Annotated in this window: 16 protein-coding genes and 1 pseudogene; 10 read left to right on the forward strand and 7 right to left on the reverse strand. The window is 61.7% G+C overall.

Translation table 11 applies throughout. From position 1 onward, the window contains the following. Nucleotides 1-50 precede the first annotated feature (50 nt). From G3O01_RS15445 to G3O01_RS15460, 4 genes are read right to left on the reverse strand one after another with little or no spacing between them, the layout of a single operon-like run. On the reverse strand, nucleotides 51-695 hold the full coding sequence (locus G3O01_RS15445) for an isochorismatase family protein (protein ID WP_205805999.1): 645 nt from the start codon (nucleotides 693-695) through the stop codon (nucleotides 51-53). A 43-nt stretch (nucleotides 696-738) separates the two neighbouring features. Continuing rightward, a complete protein-coding gene (locus tag G3O01_RS15450; protein WP_205806000.1) occupies nucleotides 739-1,770 on the reverse strand; it encodes a 2,5-dihydroxypyridine 5,6-dioxygenase in 1,032 nt (343 codons plus the stop codon). A gap of 22 nt (nucleotides 1,771-1,792) precedes the next feature. After that, a complete protein-coding gene (locus tag G3O01_RS15455; RefSeq protein WP_205806001.1) occupies nucleotides 1,793-2,647 on the reverse strand; it encodes an alpha/beta hydrolase in 855 nt (284 codons plus the stop codon). Nucleotides 2,648-2,689: 42 nt separating this feature from the next. Beyond that, complete coding sequence (locus tag G3O01_RS15460; RefSeq protein WP_205806002.1) at nucleotides 2,690-3,442, reverse strand: Asp/Glu racemase; 753 nt, start codon at nucleotides 3,440-3,442, stop codon at nucleotides 2,690-2,692. Between the two features lie 305 nt (nucleotides 3,443-3,747). Here G3O01_RS15460 and G3O01_RS15465 point away from each other — a divergent pair, with 305 nt between their 5' ends. From G3O01_RS15465 to G3O01_RS15475, 3 genes are all read left to right on the forward strand, one after another. Then, nucleotides 3,748-4,911 carry an FAD-dependent monooxygenase gene (locus G3O01_RS15465; protein ID WP_205806003.1) on the forward strand — a complete coding sequence of 388 codons (1,164 nt, stop codon included), beginning with the start codon at nucleotides 3,748-3,750 and terminating at the stop codon, nucleotides 4,909-4,911. Between the two features lie 111 nt (nucleotides 4,912-5,022). Beyond that, complete coding sequence (locus G3O01_RS15470) at nucleotides 5,023-5,526, forward strand: (2Fe-2S)-binding protein (RefSeq protein WP_205806004.1); 504 nt, start codon at nucleotides 5,023-5,025, stop codon at nucleotides 5,524-5,526. A 7-nt stretch (nucleotides 5,527-5,533) separates the two neighbouring features. Beyond that, complete coding sequence (locus G3O01_RS15475) at nucleotides 5,534-7,969, forward strand: cytochrome c (RefSeq protein WP_205806005.1); 2,436 nt, start codon at nucleotides 5,534-5,536, stop codon at nucleotides 7,967-7,969. 109 nt (nucleotides 7,970-8,078) lie between these two features. On the opposite strand, the gene G3O01_RS15480 is transcribed toward G3O01_RS15475, so the two are convergent. Beyond that, a complete protein-coding gene (locus G3O01_RS15480; protein ID WP_205806006.1) occupies nucleotides 8,079-9,176 on the reverse strand; it encodes a transporter substrate-binding domain-containing protein in 1,098 nt (365 codons plus the stop codon). A gap of 36 nt (nucleotides 9,177-9,212) precedes the next feature. Beyond that, on the reverse strand, nucleotides 9,213-10,622 hold the full coding sequence (locus G3O01_RS15485) for a DUF2252 domain-containing protein (protein WP_205806007.1): 1,410 nt from the start codon (nucleotides 10,620-10,622) through the stop codon (nucleotides 9,213-9,215). A gap of 304 nt (nucleotides 10,623-10,926) precedes the next feature. Between G3O01_RS15485 and G3O01_RS15490 the strand changes: the two genes are divergently transcribed. From G3O01_RS15490 to G3O01_RS45755, 6 genes and pseudogenes are all read left to right on the forward strand, one after another. Then, nucleotides 10,927-11,121 carry a hypothetical protein gene (locus G3O01_RS15490; protein WP_205806008.1) on the forward strand — a complete coding sequence of 65 codons (195 nt, stop codon included), beginning with the start codon at nucleotides 10,927-10,929 and terminating at the stop codon, nucleotides 11,119-11,121. After that, nucleotides 11,105-13,156: an alkyl sulfatase dimerization domain-containing protein gene (locus tag G3O01_RS15495; protein WP_205806009.1), complete on the forward strand. Its 2,052-nt coding sequence runs from the start codon at nucleotides 11,105-11,107 to the stop codon at nucleotides 13,154-13,156. Before G3O01_RS15490 ends, G3O01_RS15495 begins: the two co-directional genes overlap by 17 nt. 9 nt (nucleotides 13,157-13,165) lie before the next feature. Further along, a complete protein-coding gene (locus G3O01_RS15500) occupies nucleotides 13,166-13,693 on the forward strand; it encodes a hypothetical protein (RefSeq protein WP_205806010.1) in 528 nt (175 codons plus the stop codon). Nucleotides 13,694-13,780: 87 nt separating this feature from the next. After that, nucleotides 13,781-14,293: a hypothetical protein gene (locus tag G3O01_RS15505; RefSeq protein WP_205806011.1), complete on the forward strand. Its 513-nt coding sequence runs from the start codon at nucleotides 13,781-13,783 to the stop codon at nucleotides 14,291-14,293. A 21-nt stretch (nucleotides 14,294-14,314) separates the two neighbouring features. Continuing rightward, nucleotides 14,315-15,079, forward strand: a complete 765-nt coding sequence (locus G3O01_RS15510; protein ID WP_205806012.1) for a hypothetical protein — start codon at nucleotides 14,315-14,317, stop codon at nucleotides 15,077-15,079. Nucleotides 15,080-15,194: 115 nt separating this feature from the next. After that, nucleotides 15,195-15,289 (forward strand): annotated as a pseudogene (locus G3O01_RS45755) (GlxA family transcriptional regulator); the annotation flags it as partial. Between the two features lie 61 nt (nucleotides 15,290-15,350). Here G3O01_RS45755 and G3O01_RS15515 read toward each other — a convergent pair. Further along, on the reverse strand, nucleotides 15,351-16,046 hold the full coding sequence (locus tag G3O01_RS15515; RefSeq protein ID WP_205806013.1) for a hypothetical protein: 696 nt from the start codon (nucleotides 16,044-16,046) through the stop codon (nucleotides 15,351-15,353). 544 nt (nucleotides 16,047-16,590) lie between these two features. On the opposite strand from G3O01_RS15515, the gene G3O01_RS15520 reads away from it, so the two are divergent. Next, the gene (locus G3O01_RS15520; protein ID WP_205806014.1) at nucleotides 16,591-17,718 is read left to right on the forward strand and encodes an aminotransferase class V-fold PLP-dependent enzyme; all 1,128 of its coding nucleotides are present in this window, start codon (nucleotides 16,591-16,593) and stop codon (nucleotides 17,716-17,718) included. Nucleotides 17,719-18,040 lie beyond the last annotated feature (322 nt).

The following is an 18,040-nucleotide window of genomic DNA, read 5'->3' on the forward strand; positions in this document are numbered from 1 at the left end:
ACCGGGCCCACGTTAAGCGGCCAAATTCACCGCGTCAATCGCGCGCGGGTTCAGCGGCGTGCCGCTTCAATCTCGGCGATGGCCTGCGCGAGCGGCATCACAGCCGCGTATTTTTGCTGCATGTCGAAGAGATTGGCGTTGTGCGGCTCGATGGCGCGATCGCCGACGCAATCGGACAGCACCAGCGGCCGGAAGCCGTACGACATCGCATCGACCACGCTCGCGCGCACGCAGCCGCTCGTCACGGCGCCCGCGACCAGCAGCGTCTGCACCGCGCGCTGCGTGAGCCACGGCGCAAGCTGCGTGCCGAAGAATGCGGACGGAACCGTCTTGCGCACGACGAGTTCGCCTTGCACGGGCGTCAGTTCAGGCACGATCGCGCTGTTCGGATGGTCCTCCGTCAGCGTGGCCATGCCCGGCACCTTGAGCGAGAACACGTTGTCGTCGCTGCCGTCGGCCGCGTAGACGATACGGCTGTGCGCGACCGGCCAGCCATTGCGGCGTGCCAGCGCCAGCGCTTCCTGCGTGCGCGCGATAGCGGCCTTGATATTGCCGCCGCCAAACGTGTTCGGGTCCGCGAAGCCGACCACGAGATCGACGATCAGAAGACCGATGTTGCCGTGCACGGGCAGCGGTGTGCCAAAACCCTGTTGCTGATAGACGGCGGCTTCGGCGTGTTGCGAGAGGTCAGTCATGGTGGATATCCGGTGTCGGGGTTGCGCTCATACGCTCACGCTTTCATGCGACGACGCGGCCGTCGCGCACGACGACTTCATCGTCGAGCTTCACAGTGCAGCCGCGCAGCGGAATGTCGATATGGCAGGTGGTGGTGCGGCTGCCGCCGCCTTCGTTGTTCGGTCCGAGCGAAAACAGAAAGTTGCCTTCGAATGCGCGCGCATCCATGCCAATCGTTGCTTCGCGGTCGTAGAGACCGAGCGTCGACCAGCGCGCGCGCGGCTGCAAACCCCAGCCGATATGCGAGATCGCGTAGCCTTCCGGGTCGTCGAACGTTTCCATGTAGTCGCGCAGCAAGGCCGCATCGACGCCGCCTTCGATCTTCGTCGCATAGCCGCCTTCCACCGTCAGCACGATCGGCTCGTTCACGTAGATCTTTTGCGGCAACAGAATGTCGCCGCGATCGATCACGATCGTGCCGTGCGCGGTGCGGTCGTTCGGGAACGTGAGCGCAAAGCCGCTCGGCCAGTGATCCCAGCGGCCCGGTTCATCGACGAAACCATATTCGGCGATCGGCCCGAATTCGCCCATCGGACAGACCAGCACCGTGCCCGCTGGCGACGACACGCGCATCTCGCGCGCGGCACCGATTTTCCTGGTCGCGGCGAGCACGCGCTCGCGGTCCTTGACGGTCGGCACGAGGCGCGCGAGCACTTCGGGCGGTTCGACCGCGAGCAGGATTTTCGTGCCCGACTTCAGGATGTCGTGTTGTTCGGGTGAGAACAGCAGCGTCATCAGATCCAGCACGAGATCGCTTTCCTTCAATGCTGCGATGGCGGCGCGGTTGCCCGTGAGCGGCGTGGTGCCGAGATACGCGAGCGAATCGCGGCTAAAAGCCTTGTCGCCGTTGACGGGCGGCAGATCGAGCCGGTTGACGATTGCGCCCATCGATTGCGTCGCGATCAGCGCGCAAGCGAGCGTTTGCGGATGCGTAGAAGCGCTCGTCAGGATCGTGACCGTTTGACCCGCTTCGAGACGCGACAGCGTGAGCACTTCCTTCCACGCTTCGATCAGTTGATAGTCGCTGATGGACATCGTGTGTTCTCCGGTGAATGTGTCAGACCGTTGCCGTATCGGCAGTCTTTTGCGTGAGAGGCGCGCCGAGGAAGGTGCCGAACGCTTCGTAGAATCCGGCCGCGTTGTCCCACGGAATCATGTGGCCCGCGTCTGGCACGCGCACGTGCTGCATTGTCGGCGTTGCGTGTTGCAACTCGGCGACGTCTTCGTCCCGCACCACATCGCCGCGCTCGGCGGTGATGAGCAGCGACGGCACTGTCAGTTGCGCGGCGTCGGCGTGGAAATCGTCCGTGTGAAAGCCTTCGTACGATGCGAGGATCGCGCGCTCGTCGCACGTGTGCAGCCACTCGGCGCGCAGGCGCAATTCTTCATCGGTCCATGTCGGGCAGAACGCGCGCATGCCTTCTGCGTCGGTGCCTTTGCGCGCGAGCGCCATCGAATCGACATACCAGGGCAGCTTGCCCGGATACTCGCGGCGTCCTGGACCCGAAACGGGCGGATCGACCAGCACCACGGATTCGAGTCCACGCGGTGCGCGCAATGCGGCACGCGCGGCGATGCGCGCGCCCATCGAATGGCCGACCAGCGCGAATCGTTCGAGACCGAGCGCCGCCGCCAGCGCAGCGACGTCGTCGGCTTGCGCGTCGAGGCTGTAATCGAGCGTCGCCGATGCTTCCGACAGCCCGCGCCCGCGCACATCGATCACGTACGTATCGAAGTTCGCGCCGAACACTTCACCGACGAAGCCCCACGTAATGGCAGGACTCGTGATGCCGGGAATCACAATCACGGCCGCGCGTGCGCCGCGCTCGCCGCTCGTGCCGCCGTAGCGCAGATAGTGCTGCCGGATACCATTGGCGGCGACGTTCGCGCCGTAGAGAAAAGTGCTGGACATGAAGTGCTCCGATGAATGTCGGTGAAGGCGGCTCGTCAAGACTTAGTAAGCGCCCGACAGCAGCGCGCCCGCGCCGGGGACGATCGGTTCGAGATCCAGTTCGCGCAGCATCGCGTAAGTCGTGGCGATCGCAGCGGTAATCACGGGCTTGCCCGTCATCGCTTCGACCTTCGCGACGGCGGGCAGCGACGGCATCTGCACGCACGCGGACAGCACGATGGCGTCGGCGTCCTGGTAGTTCAGTGTCTTGACTATCTCAGGCAGGCGGGACGGATCGTGACGGCCGACTTCGAGGTTGTCCGGGATTTCAAGCGCGCGATAGTCGAGCACTTCGTAACCTTCGTGACGGATGTAATCGACTACGAGTTCGGTCAGCGGCTTCATGTACGGCGCAACCACCACGATGCGCTTCGCGCCGATCACCTTGAGCGCGTCGACCAGCGCGCCCGCGCTGGTCAGCACCGGCGCCGCGGCGCCGTTTTCCGCCGTGTGCTTCGACAGGCGCGCCTGCGACACGCGGTGATAGCCGCGGCCCATCGCCATGATCGCAACGAGACACGCGTAGCCGAGCACATCGACACGCGCATCCGACAGTTCGATCGCGCAGCGATCCGACTCTGCGTCCATCGCGGCAAGTTCTTCCTTCACGACCTTCTTCATGCGCATGCGGCTCGAATGAAACGTGAAGCGTTCGGGGCGGATGGCTTCGCGCAGACGCAGCATCGCCGGGATTTCCGTTTCCATCGTGGTGTTCGAGCTCGGCACGATCTGTCCGATCCGGTAAGTCTTGCTCATGACGCTCACTCCATTGCAGTTGGGCGGCGACGAGACCCGCCTTCGCAGGCGCCGTCGGAATTTGAGCAAAGTCTAGCGTGTACATTTTAAATTCACAACGGGGGAAAACAATTCCCGTGATGGTCTCGCACCATATACAGGCAATAATGCATGGAAATGGGTAAGGGATTGCACGGAAAACATTGTGCTTGCCGATTTATTTTCTAATGTGTACGCTACATTCCAATCCGATGACATCCGACTCAACCCGGCCCGCCGGCGCAAACAGAGCACATTGCGGCGCGGGCGCACCACCTGGAGAACCCATGAGCAAACCCCGTATCGCCATCATCGGCGCCGGCCTTGGCGGTGTGGCAGCCGCCGCCCTGTTGCAACGCGCCGGCCATGATGTGCGTCTCTATGAGCAGGCGCCCGCGTTCTCGCGTCTCGGCGCGGGCATTCACCTCGGCCCGAACGTGATGAAGATCATGCGGCGCATCGGTTGCGAAGACGCGCTCAACGAAATGGGTTCGCATCCGGACTACTGGTACAGCCGCGACTGGAAGACGGCTGAAGCGATTTCGCAGATTCCGCTCGGCGACTACGCATTGAAAACGTACGGCGCGAGCTACCTCACGGTGCATCGCGGCGACTTTCATGCGCTGATGACGCAAGCCGTCACGCCGGGCACGATCGCTTTCGGCAAGTTTCTGGAATCGGTCGAAGATACGGGTAGCGACGTGCGGCTCACGTTCGCGGACGGCAGCGTCGAAGTGGCCGATCTCGTGATCGGCGCGGACGGCGTGAACTCGAAGATCCGCGAGCATCTGCTCGGCGCGGAACCGCCGCGTTATACGGGCTATGTCGCGCATCGCGCGGTGTTCCCCGCGTCGCTGCTCGGCCACCGTCCGTACGATATGTGCGTGAAGTGGTGGTCGGAAGACCGTCACATGATGGTCTATTACGTCACCGAAAAGCGCGACGAGTATTACTACGTGACAGGCGTGCCGCAAGCCGAGTGGCCCGCGGGCGTATCGATGCTGGACAGCAGCCGCGAAGAAATGCGCGAGGCGTTCGAAGGTTTCCATCCCGATGTGCAGAACCTGATCGACGTGTCGCCGTCCATCACCAAGTGGCCGCTGCTCGAACGCGATCCGCTGCCGCTGTGGAGCCGTGGCCGTCTGGTGCTGCTTGGCGACGCGTGTCACCCTATGAAACCGCACATGGCGCAAGGCGCGGCAATGGCGATCGAAGATGCTGCAATGCTCGCGCGCTGTCTCGACGAAACCGGCGCGACCGATTACGCGGGTGCATTCGCGTTGTATGAAGCCAATCGCGCGGCGCGTGCGTCGAAGGTGCAACTGGTATCGCACAACAACACGTGGCTGCGTACGAACGAAGATCCGGCATGGGTGTTCGCGTACGACGTGTTCAACGTGCCGCTCGTTTCGCCACAGGCAGCGAGCGCGAAAGAGGCCGCTACCGCGTAAGGCAGAAAGCAGGCGGAATTTCGGCGGGTTATAAGGTGTTGTGCGGCGTGTCGCGCGCGTGTGTCAGCGCGTGGCACGCGCCGCTCAAGCTCATCCTCCACGAGTCAGTCCATGTTGCATTCCGCTTCCCATGCGCAGCCGCTCACGCTCAATGTGAACGGCGAGACGCACACCATCGAAGGCGCTACGCCCGATACGCCGCTGCTTTACATCCTGCGCAATGACTGCGAGCTGAACGGCCCGAAGTATGGCTGCGGGCTCGGGCAGTGCGGCGCGTGCACGGTGCTCGTCGATGGTCAGCCTACGCGTTCATGTGTGGTGCCCGTTGCGGCGGCGCGTTCGCGCGAAGTGACGACGCTGGAAGGACTCGGCACGCTCGACGCGTTGCACCCTGTGCAGCGCGCGTTCATCGACGAACAGGCGGCGCAGTGCGGCTATTGTCTGAACGGCATGATCATGAGCACGACTGCGCTGCTGGCCCGCAATCCGTCGCCGGACGACGATGCGATTCGCGATGCACTGCGTTTCAATCTGTGCCGCTGCGGCACGCATCTGGAGATCGTGCGGGCGGTGAAGCGCGCGGCGCTGTATCTGCAGCAGCAAGATGGGGAATGAGACCGCAATGAGCGAGGACGATCCGCAAGCGTTGCGGCTGAAGGGCGACGGCGTGTCAGATGCGGTGGTCTTGCCGGATGGCGACGATGACGCGAATGCGCGTCGTCGCGCACTGTATGCGTGGCCCGCCGACGGTATCGACGCCGATGCTCAACTGGCAATCGAAGCCAGCGTCGCTGCCGACGGCACGATGGCGAAGTGGCACTATCGCGCGCGCATTGGTGGTTCGGAGGCCAGCGCGCGTTGGCCCGATGTGCAAGCATCGTTACCGCCGCTGCTGTATCGCCACGCACAGGCGAGCGTAGCGGTCGATGCGCCGCCCCAGGCGATTCCCGCGCAGGCGCATGCGTTCGCGCGCGAGTCGTTCGTCGACGAAGTGGCGCACGACGCGCGACGCGATCCCGTCGCGCTTCGGCTCGATCATCTCGATGCCACGCGCGACGCCGGTGCACGCGAAATCATTCGTATGGTCAGCGAACGCGCGGCATGGGGCGCAGCGCCCAACGCCGCGCACGAGCCGGCATCGCCGTGGCTGCGCGGGCGCGGCTTTGCGTTAGATGGCCAGGCGCGCGACGAAGCAGGATTTGACGGCGCGTTGCCCGACTATTCCCCAGATAGCAAACAGACCCGCGCCGAGCGGCAACCGATGAGCTGGTCGGCCTGGGTCGTCGATCTCGACGTGAACCGCACGACGGGCGATATCGCCGTGCGCCGCGTGGTTGCGGGCCAGGGCGCGGGCACGCCGGACGCGGCGACACTGCAAGGCATGCCCGCGTGGCAGATCGAAGAAGCGATTGCGCGCGCAACGGGTGTGCGCCGGATCGCGCGCGCATCGCATGACGAGACGGGTTTTGATGCGGGCGCGACCACGCCGGTATCGCACGATCTCGTCGATGCGGAAAGCGAGCGTGCGTCGAATTCGACAACGCGCTCTGCATCCGACGACCAGCGCATCGAGCAGGCAGCAGCGCCTGTCGCCGCGGCAATCGCCAACGCACTGCACGACGCAACAGGCATGCGCTTTCGCGCGCCGCCGTTCGATCCGGAACAGATTCGCCGCGCACTCGCTGAAGCGGGCCCCGCTGTCGCGCTCGAAGCACCCGCCGCAGTGCGGCGGCCTTCGCGCTGGCGGCGCTGGCTCGCGGGCGGTGGCATCGGTGGCATGGCGGGCGGCCTGATCGGGCTCGCGTGTTCGATGCTGCCCGGGCCGTCGGCGATTGCGCCGCTGCCGGTTGGCGCCGGGCCCGATGCATCGATGTGGAGCGCGGCGATGCTCGAACGCGGTCGTCTGGTCGCGATTGCGGGCGATTGTGCCGTCTGCCACACGGCGCCAAACGGGCATGTCAACGCGGGTGGCCTCGCGCTCGACACGCCGTTCGGCACGGTCTGGTCGACCAACATTACGCCCGATCGCGAGACGGGCATCGGTGCGTGGTCGTATGAAGCGTTCGCGCGCGCGATGCGCAAAGGCATTGCACGCGACGGGCGGCATCTGTACCCCGCATTCCCGTACACCGCGTTTGCGCGCATCAGCGAGTCCGACATGATGGCGTTATACGCGTATCTGATGACGCAGCCGCCCGTGAAGCAGGCCGCGCCCGACACGAAGCTGCCGTTTCCGCTGAACCAGCGGCGGCTCGTTGCGGGCTGGAACTGGATGTTCCATGACGAGAGCGACTATCGGCCCGATCCGCAGCAGTCGGCGCAGTGGAATCGCGGCAAGTATCTGGTGGACGGCGCGGGGCATTGCGGCGCCTGTCATACGCCGCGCAATGCGCTGGGCGCGGAGAAGGGCGGCTTTGCGTATCTGGGTGGCGGGAGCGCCGAAGGCTGGGATGCGCCCGCGCTCGTTGCATCGCGCGCGGCGCCGGTGCCTTGGACGGAAGACGCGCTGTTCAGCTATCTGCGCACCGGTTTCTCGGCTGAGCACGGCGTGGCTGCGGGACCGATGGCGCCCGTTGTCGCCGGTCTCGCGAGCCTGCCCGAATCGGATGTGCGCGCGATAGCGCATTACATCACGTCGCTATCGCCGCCCGTCGATGACGCCGTCGCCGCGCACGCGGCGGCGCAACGTGCGGCAGGCGCGAGTGCGGATGCGCTGACGGCAGCGGGCTTTCAGAACGGACAGCGTATGTTCGAGGCCGCCTGCGCGGTCTGTCACGGCGAATCGGGCGGCGTGGGCCATTTCGGCGTGCGTCCGCTGATGGGGCTGAACACTAGCGTAAGCCAGGCAAGCCCGGACAATCTGTTGCGCGTGTTGATGCACGGCATCGACCAGCCCGCGACAGAAGGGCTTGGCTACATGCCGGGCTTCAAGGACAGTTTCGACGATCAGCAACTCGCCGAGCTGGCCGGCTACATTCGCGCGCGTTATGCGCCGGGTCAGCCTGCGTGGCGCGATCTCGCGTCGACGGCTGCGCGCGTGCGCGAAGCGGCGCATTGATACCTGACCGCGCAGGGTATGCGATCAGATCGCTGCCTTGCCGATCAGGTTCTTCTGGCAAGACCGATGCCGCGATTACGAGCGGAGCTTGCACTTCGGCCTCGAACATCTATCGCGCGGGCAGGAACCATTTGCCATAGATCTCTTCGTAGGTGCCGTCTTCGAACATCCCGAGCAGCGCTTCGTTGATCGACTTGCGCAGCGGACTGCCGTTCGCGACGGCAATGCCATATTTCTCGGGCCGGAAAGTCGGCCCGACCACTGCCAGCACGCCATTGCCGCCGCGCGCGGCCCAATACTCGAGGGTCGGCGCGTCGTAGACGATCGCCTGAACGTCGCCTTGCGTGAGCATCCGGAATCCCTCGGCGGCATTGTTGATGTTGACGAAGGGCAGGCCGCGTTGAGAAAGGTACTCGGCAGCCGTGGTGCCGGGGACCGTGCCGATCGATTTGCCGGGCAGGTCATCGGGTCCGCGAATGTCGGACTGCAGGCGCGCGACAGTTTGCGAGGATGTGACGGTGGCGGTGAGTTGAGCGATCAGCACCACGCCGATCAGCCACATCGCCGGTACGAGCAGGCGCTTCCATAGGCTGCCCGTATGCCGCTCGCCATGCTCGCCTGTCGCGATGATGAGCATCGTCACCCACAGCCCCTCGCCGATCGCGCGGAAATAGGGCTTCTGAAATTGAGGATCGTCCTTGCGTTCGATCAGCCAGACAAGATTGGCGAGCAGAAACACGATCACGACGGCAACGCCCACAAGCTCGACGATAGCCAGCCAGGGAACAGACCGGAGTGCCGACATCAAGGCGTTGTCGTTCTGTGCTCGCACCATGATCCGCAGGCCGGAGTCGAAATACGGCAGCGAGAAGTCCGCAAGCTTTTCCCGTTCCGGTGTCATCGTGATCGCCGCGATCGCAACGTCTGCGTCGCCATGCTGCACGGCGGGTACCAGACCTGCTTGCGTCGGGATCTTCGTCCACGCGAATTCGACGTGCATGCGGCGCGCAACTTCTTTCCAGAGATCGATGCTGAACCCTTGCGGCTCCGTCGATTGCGGCAGCACGAAAGGCGCAACGGGCGCAATCGCGACGCGCAGCGGCGCGGCAGGCGTGATGTTCGTCGATGCCGCGAATGATGGCTCTGCCGCAGGCATCGACAGGATGACGCACACCATCGCTGCCAGAAGGCGAATGAGTTTGCTCATGGCGTTTCCCGCACAGAACAGGCGCTTGCGTACCCGTCAAACGCGGAAGTCAGCCGCCATGTCCTCATCGCTGCGTGCTTCGAGTTTGCCTGTGCGACACGCGCGCATGAACGCGTCGTAGTCTTTCTGGTTCTGTTCCGCATAAGCGAACGCGTACTGAACGAGCGCATCGGCGAAGCGGTCGCCACTGCCGAGATACGCGGCGATTTCGACCGCCTTCCCACTGGCTTTTGCGTGCGCGCGCGCGAGCGCCCAGCCGCAGATGCGCGCATAACCTTGCAGAATCGTGCCGCTCATGCGTTCCACTTCCGCCGAGACCTTCATGTCGCGCAGTTGCCGGAAATAGAACTGGCGGCCAGCGGGGCCTGTCGTCCAGCCGAGAAACGAATCGCTCGCAGCCTGAAGCAGGCGCTGCCCTGTCACGACACGTTCGCCCTGATGTTCCGGATCGTTGCCCTTGAAGAAGCGCGCTATCACCGATTGACGCGCCTCCTTGACCTGCAGGAAGAGCGGTTTGCCGTGGCTGTCGACCATCAGCATGACGAGGCAGAACGTGCCGACGCTGCCCACACCTACGACCTTGAACGCGATGTCGTGCAGTTCGAACTGTCCGATCAGCTGACGGCGCTCCGATGACAGCGTCTGCAGATACGCATCGAATGCGTTTGCGAGCTTGCCCTTCCACTCGTCCGTATCGGACCACTTCTGGTCCTTGCCCAGCAGTGAGTTGGGACCGCCGGGATGGAAGAGCGCAGGCGGCGCATCCTGAATGATCCAACGCCCATCATGCAGCGCCGCCATCTTGCCCAGTACGCTTTCATGGGTGCGGCCAGCCGCTTTTTCCATCGCCCGGCTGATCATCTGGCGCCCTTCGGCCGTGGCAGCCGTATCCATCATTCGCTCGAACGTGACGATGTCGTGCCAGAGTTCGAGGGCGCTGCATTCCGCGTAGTGATGCATCCGTTCCCGATACTCGTGGATAGCGGTCGAGACAATGTCTTCGATCGATCCGCGATGGATGCCCATATGTTCGCCCGCAACGGCGAAACTTGCCGCGAGCCGTTTGACGTCCCATTCCCATGGGCCGTGCGCGACCTCGTCGAAGTCGTTGAGATCGAAAACCAGTTGACGTTCGGGCGTCGCGAAGCCGCCGAAGTTCATCAGATGCGCGTCACCGCAGACTGGAAATGTGATGCCTGTATTGGCGGTGCTGGACAGATCGTGCGCCTGGAGGATCGCACTGCCGCGATAGAACGTGAATGGCGACACGGACATGCGGCCATATCGCAAAGGGACCAACGCGTCGACACGGCCGGCGCTGTTTTCTTTCAGCAAATGGACAGGATCCCGTTCCGTATTGCCGATCATTGCGTGTAGCGAGCGCTTCGCATGCTGGCGGGCATCACGGCCCGCCGCTTGCCGCTCGGACAAGGTTTGCGTCTCCATATCTGCGCCCCTCTTCTGGTTCACTGCATTGACGCGCGACCACGCTGGCTTCTTAAACACTAACTCAAATCAGTCTAGCATCGAACGTGAATATCGCCGCACCACAATTCTCATGTTTGTGCACGATGCTCACTTGTTGGGCGATCGCGACCAGTCTAAATCCAGGCAACGCATGTGTATTTCGATTTTTGCAACATACGTAGTGATCGTTTCTCAGTCCGTGACAGCGGGGATCATGAAGGACAACTCATCTAAAAACTTGCTATAACACGATGAGTCCTCGGCCTCGGGTGTCGAAGCACACGTGAGCGCAGGCATGGTGATCGTGAAGCGTAGTCCGACCGGCAATCACCTGAAGTTTTCATCACCGCATTCGATGGACCGTCAGCGCTACGACGGGAAAGAAAGGCTCTTGAAACGCCGCATGCCTGCCGCGCAGGCAATCGAAGAGATACACGTTCGAAGAACCGGAGAGAAAATCCATGAGTCAATCGGATGATGCAACAAAGGGCGAAGGACGCCGGGCATTTCTAAAGAACGTCGCCGTGGCGGGGATGGCGACAGGCCTGTCGGGTACGGTAGGCGATGCGCTCGCGCAAACGGGCGACCCAGGGTCGACCGGTTCAGCAGCGAAACCGGCGTCGCGATCGACATTGGCCTTGAACCAGCAATACGCGGATTTCCTCAGTTTCGCCGATGCACAGGATTTCGAAGACGCGCGACGCGGGCTGGTCGCCACGCTTGCGGAACCCGTCATCATCAAGGGGCAAGGGGATATACTCGCGTGGAATCTTCAGCAATTTGCATTCGTGAGCGGCGGTCCGGAAAACAACTCGCCGCCGACCGTGAACCCGAGTCTCTGGCGCAATGCCAAGCTCAACATGAATCACGGGCTTTTCACGGTAGTGGACGGCATCTGGCAGGTGCGCGGCTATGATCTCTCCGTGATGAGCATCATTCGGGGCGACAAGGGATATATCGTCGTCGATCCGTTCATTACGACCGAGGTCGCGTCGACGGTCTGGAAAGAACTCGTCATTCCTCATCTCGGCGACAAGCCGATCACGCATGTCATCTATACGCACAGTCACGTCGATCACTATGGCGGCGTGCGCGGTCTCGTCAGCGATCAGGATCTTCAATCCGGCAAGGTGAAGATCGTTGCGCCCGTTGGCTTCACAGAGGCGGCCGTCGGCGAGAACGTGATTGCAGGCAATGCGATGGGACGCAGAGCGAGCTATATGTACGGTTCGCTGTTGCCGCGCAGCCCGACAGGAATTGTCGATGGCGGGCTTGGCAAGACGACGTCGGTCGGCACCATCACGCTGGCGTTTCCGTCGATCTTTGCCGAAAAGACCGGGCAAAAGATGACGCTCGACGGTGTGGACCTCACCATTCTGATGGCGCCTGAATCGGAGGCGCCGTCCGAGTTCATGTTCTACCTGCCGAAGTACAAGGCATTTTGTGCAGCGGAAGACGCGACGCACACGTTGCACAACCTGTACACGCTGCGCGGCGCAAAGGTGCGAGATGGCCTGCTGTGGTCCAAGTATCTGCAGACTTCGATCGAGATGTTCGGTGGCGACGCACAGGTGCTATTCGCGTCGCACTATTGGCCGACGTGGGGAAATGAGCGCATTGTCCCTTTCCTGAGCGCACAGCGCGACATGTATCGCTACCTGCACGATCAGACCTTGCGGATGGCAAACATGGGAATGACGGCGCTCGAAATTGGCGAAGCGATCCGTTTGCCCGACAGTCTCGCAAAGCACTGGTACTGCCGAAGCTATTACGGCACGGTCTATCACGACGCTGTCGCGCAGTACAACCTGCGCCTTGGGTTCTTCGACGGTGTGCCGGCTAATCTGCACAGACTGCAACCCACCGACAGCGGAAAACGCTACGTCGAATACATGGGCGGCGCAGCGGCTGTGCTGAGAAAGGCACACGCGTCGTATGACAAGGGCGACTACCGATGGGTCGCGGAAGTAGTGAATCATGTGGTATTCGCCGACCCGCAAAACGTCGCGGCGAAGCAGTTGCTTGCGGACGCTTACGAGCAGCTTGGTTATCAGGCCGAGTCGGCGCCGTGGCGAAACTTCTATCTGACGGGCGCGATGGAATTGCGCAACGGCGTGAAGAAGCTGCCCGCGCCGCAACCGCAAAGCCCCGACACCATCCGTGCGATGCCACTCGATATGTTTCTCGACTTTCTCGGCATTCGCCTGAACGGAGAGCGTGCTGCCGGAAAAACAGCCACCTTCAATCTCTCGCTGACGGACACGAAAGAGAACTACATTCTCGGTGTGGAGAACAGTGCGCTCCATTACTCAAAAGGCCGAAGCTCGAATTCCGCCGATGCGTCGGTGACGATGACGCGCGAAGATCTGAACAACATCATGCTCGGCACGACCAACATGCAGAAGCTGATCATGTCGGGCACTGCGAAGGTGGACGGCAACAGTCAGAAGCTCGGCGAGTTTCTGACGTGGCTCGACAACTTCGATTTCTGGTTCAACATCGTCACGCCTTGAGGGACAGCCATGTGCGCGATCTGCAACTTCAAGATTGAGTTTGGCGTCGCTCATCCGCTTGCGCTCACGGTCGCCGTCGCGACCCGCAAGGCGATCGAGGCGGGCATTGTAGAGCCGATCGATGTCGAACAGGGTGCGCTATCGGCGGCGCGTCAGCGGATGTCTTCCGTCGACGCGTTGAACCTGCTGCAGGCGCGTATCGAAAGCGCGCATGGCGAAGCGGACCTGCTCGCGCTGCCCGACTTCTACGTGTTTCTCATCGAGAACGACACGTGGGGTTTCTTTCACGCGACCACAGAAGGCTTCGATCCCGACATCGTCCCCGAAATGCCCGACGTGACAACAGATGACCCCGCGCGACGCAGCAATATCGTCGTGATGTCCGAGGCGGGGCTGCGCGCGTGGCTCAAAGGAACATTGAGCACCGGGACTGCGTTGCGCGACACGCTTGTCCATGTCGACGCCCCGGACGCGTCGAAAGAGGCGCTCACGCAGATGCTCGCCAGAGCCGAATGCATCGTCGCGGAAGCGGGTTGAGTGACGCGACTGCGGGACGGTCGCTAGCCAGGCGAGGAAGTGTGGCAACCCGCGTGTAGCGCAGAACCGCTTCGACAGGATTGCACCATGAGCACGCTGCTAACGAAAGTCAAACACGAGTTCATGAAGGCGCTTCCGCCTACGATATTCTTTTTCGTCATTCTGCATATCGTTGCGCTTATCCGGGCGCTCATGACGAAAGGCTCCGGTGTGCCGCTGCCTGTGTCCGCTTCCGTGCTGATTGCATCTCTGATACTGGGCAAGTCGGTGCTGATCGCTGACATGCTGCCCTTTATCAACCGTTTCCCCGACAAACCGCTGATCTGGAATGTCGGATGGAAGACGTTGATGTACGCGGTGGTCGCGCTGATCGTTCATTATCTCGAGCGTCTTTACGAATACTGGAAGGATGCGCCGGGCATTGCGGCAGCCAATGCCAACCTCGTAGCCGATATCAACTGGGCGCGTTTCTGGGCGGTTCAGATTCTGCTCATTACGCTTATCGCCATGTATTGCGTCATTGCGGAACTGGCGCGCGTCATCGGGCGGGACAGGCTCAAGGCAATGTTCTTTGGTCCGCTTCCTGTGCGGTCGAAATAGTCACCGTTTGCGGAGCACGGTATGGCATTTTTCGTCGATCACCCGGAAGGGCTGTTTCTGGTGCTTCTTGTATGCTTCGTCGGAGCCGTAGCATTTGGAGCAACCGGCTTGCGGCGCATCGTCAGTCTGCCCGAAGACGGCCGCGAAGACTTCAACATCGTGCAGCAGGCCACGCTCACGCTGCTTGCGCTACTCGTCGGCTTCAGCCTTTCGATGGCAGTCGGCCGCTATGATCAACGCAAGAATCTGGAGGAAGCCGAGGCCAATGCGATAGGCACCGAATACGTGCGCGCAGAGCTCGCGGAGAGCGCTGTCACCCTCAAAATGAAGGACGCATTGGCACGATACGCTCAACTGCGAGTCGACGACTATCTGACGCGCGATCCGCAGCAACTTGAGCACATCGGGCGCGACACCGCCAACGTTCAGGCGGAACTCTGGAAGCTTGCCACTCAGGTCGCGCAGGACAAACCGACGCCGATTGGCGCGCTCGTTGTCGCGGGCATGAACGATGTACTCAACTCACAGGATTACTCGGAAGCCGCGCGGATCAATCACATTCCGCTCGGCGCGTGGATTCTCATGATCCTGATCGCGATGTTCGGTTGCATCGTGCAGGGTTATGGCACGAAGGGGACCTTGAAAAAGGGCATGCTGATTGCCGTGTTGCCCGTAACGGTCGCGTTGTCGCTGGCGTTCATCGCGGACATCGATAGTCCGCGAGGCGGCATCATTCATATCGAGCCTCAGAACCTCTTGAGGTTGCTTCAGTCGTTGCAGCACTGAACCGTGGTACGTCAGCAGTCACACACGCTCAGTTGCGCGATTTCGCGTCTGGGCTGCATGCATACGGTGATGCGCGCCTTCGGCGAACAGGACCGCAATCGCAATCGGCACGGCCATCGACATGGCGCTTGCGATGATCGGGAAGGATCATGGACAGGACGTATCGCGCGCCGTGGCTCGCGGCTGGTTGTCTACCATCGCCGCACGGGCCGGTTGGGAGTGTGTGAATGGACACTCCAGATCCTTTGCGCAGACGACGCGGATGATCTTTTCAGTAGTCGGAGTCCGCGCCCTTGCCGGAACCAGAGCGCGCGTCCGATGGCGAATTGCGCCCCCTTTCACGCGCCAGCAACTCCTGTTTCAGCATGAGTGCCTCGCTATTGTCGCGCTGCAACGAAAGTGCCCAAAACACTCCCGAGCGGGCCATGCGCAGGTCGTTTTTTTCGAGCCCGGCGCGGGCGCGCGCAAGGGCGAGCGCTATCAGCCTTTGATTCTTGGTAGTGCCACTTTTGGTGCTTCCTGCAGGCTCCGCCGACGAGTCGGTGCCACGCACAGAAGGCGAAGAGGCCGATTGAGCACTCTGCTCCGTTGTTTCGGGCGAGGGTACTGATTCCGGTGCGGCCATCGATGCGACTGCATTGTTCTGCGTTGTTGCAGTGCGATCGTTGCTTGTCGATGCCGGGCTTTGAGTCGACTGGCCTGCGCCGTCGGTCGTGACGCTGCCTTGCACCATGTTTGATGCCCGCTGCTGTTCGACGTCGGCGGAGTCGTCACGCAGATGCAAGAACATCACTATGACGGCAAGCGCGACTATGGCCACGAGCGTCAGTGCGATGACGGCTTTCCAGCCGCGCGGGCCGGCAATGCGCAGGGAAAGTGAAGAAGGCGAAGGTAAGCGCGCGTCAGGGGCGGGACCGGTTGTTCCGGATGGCGGTTTCGGCCGTGACGCCCACAGCCCGTTGCCCAATGCGACATCGGGTTTCTTCGTAGGTGCGCGTTCGCCGACTGTGGGCCGCGCCTGCGCTCCGCATCGCGGACAGAAGTTCACAGGCTCAGACAACCTGCTGCCACATTGTGCGCAGGTGGTCGGAAAAAGCGCGGCCCGAGCGGTTTGAGCGCCCATCATTGAATGTCCCCCCCGGGAAAATGAACACAGACACTGCGTCAGTCTTGCATGGAGCGATCGTCGTGACATGCACACATGCTGTACATGCCGATATCGACAGCTAAGGCATGCCAGTTAAAGTACGACGAATCGACACGAAACCTGGTAGTCTGGCCAATATCGGTCAGCCGGGGATCAGCGTCAACCCGCTATGCCGCCTTCCATCAGCATGCATCGGTCATAATTTAGTTATTCGAGGTCGCGCGAGTGAAGATTCCGTTAGCGATTTCGTATCCGCAGATCGCGCTGCACAATTAACAGGGGCGCATCGGCCGCTGTCGTTGCAGGTGGCTTTCGTTAGAATCTGTTTTCCGATTCGTTTATTCGTTCAATACCGGAGGCGAACGTGCCAGGTTTACTCCCGAATGTCGACCCCAAGGGACTTCTCGAATATTCAGTCGTTTACACCGACCGATCGATCAATCACATGTCGCAGCTCTTTCAGGGAGTCATGCGCGACATCTCCGCTTCGCTGAAAAAAGTCTACAACGCGAAGGCGGCCATTGTTGTCCCGGGCAGTGGGACGTTCGGCATGGAGGCCGTTGCCCGGCAGTTTGCAACCAACAGAAAGTGTCTGGTCATCCGCAATGGCTGGTTCAGTTTCCGCTGGTCGCAGATTTTCGACATGGGCAGCATTCCGTCTGAATCGATCGTGCTGAAGGCGCGTCCAGTCGAAGAGGGCAGGCAGGCCGCGTATGCGCCAGCGCCGATCGAAGAAGTGGTCGCCGCGATCAAGGAAAACAGGCCGGATCTGGTGTTTGCGCCGCATGTCGAAACGGCGTCCGGAATGATGCTGCCCGATGCATATTTGCGCGCGGTGGCCGACGCCGTTCATGCTGTAGGCGGTATGTTCGTACTGGATTGCATCGCCTCCGGTACCGTCTGGGTGGACATGCAGGCCAGTGGCGTCGATGTCCTCATCAGCGCACCGCAAAAGGGATGGAGCGCGTCACCCTGCTGCGGACTGGTCATGCTCAGCCCCCTCGCCCGCGAACGAATCGACTCCACGACCAGCACCAGTTTTTCGTGCGATCTTCGCAAATGGCTGCAGATCATGGAAGCCTACGAGAACGGCGGCTTCGCGTACCACGCCACGATGCCAACGGACGGCCTCGCGACGCTGCGTGACGTCATGAAGGAAACCGAGTCATACGGCTTCGATAAAGTGCGAGCGGAGCAGCTTGAACTCGGCACACGTATCCGCTCGCTCTTGACTCGCGCGGGTTTCAGAAGCGTAGCGGCCGAAGGCTTTCAGGCCCCCGGCGTCGTGGTCAGTTACACGGACGACGACGGCATCCGGTCCGGCAAGAAATTCGCCGACGCTGGTTTGCAGATTGCGCCCGGCGTTCCACTTGAATGCGATGAGCCTGCGGATTTCAAGACCTTCCGCATTGGGTTGTTCGGATTGGACAAACTGCATGACATCGAGGGCGCGGTCGCGCGGTTCGCCAAGGCGCTAGATAGTATCCGTTAGGATCCTCTTTGACTCGCTGCTTCGAACTGAGCCGCATGGGCCTATGAGGCTCAGTTCGATCATTCTCAGACGGTCAGTTTCCGACTGCACCCGTCCGTGCTGCCCGTGCGTTCGCACGCGTCTGCACAGTCAACTTCACGCAATCCAGAGAAATAGCGGCGCGTCGGCCCTCGCTGTCATGCCGATGCAGTCGTACCCGACAGTAATTTCCGTCTAAGTCGCGCTCCTTACGATCAAGACGATCGAACGCTTTCGTAAGAGCTTTTCGGTCGAAAGAGCCACCTGCCACAAATGGATTTTGGCATGCGTGGTTGGCTTTGGA

The sequence above is a fragment of the Burkholderia sp. Ac-20365 genome (genome assembly GCF_017104715.1).
Classification (GTDB): Bacteria; Pseudomonadota; Gammaproteobacteria; order Burkholderiales; family Burkholderiaceae; genus Paraburkholderia.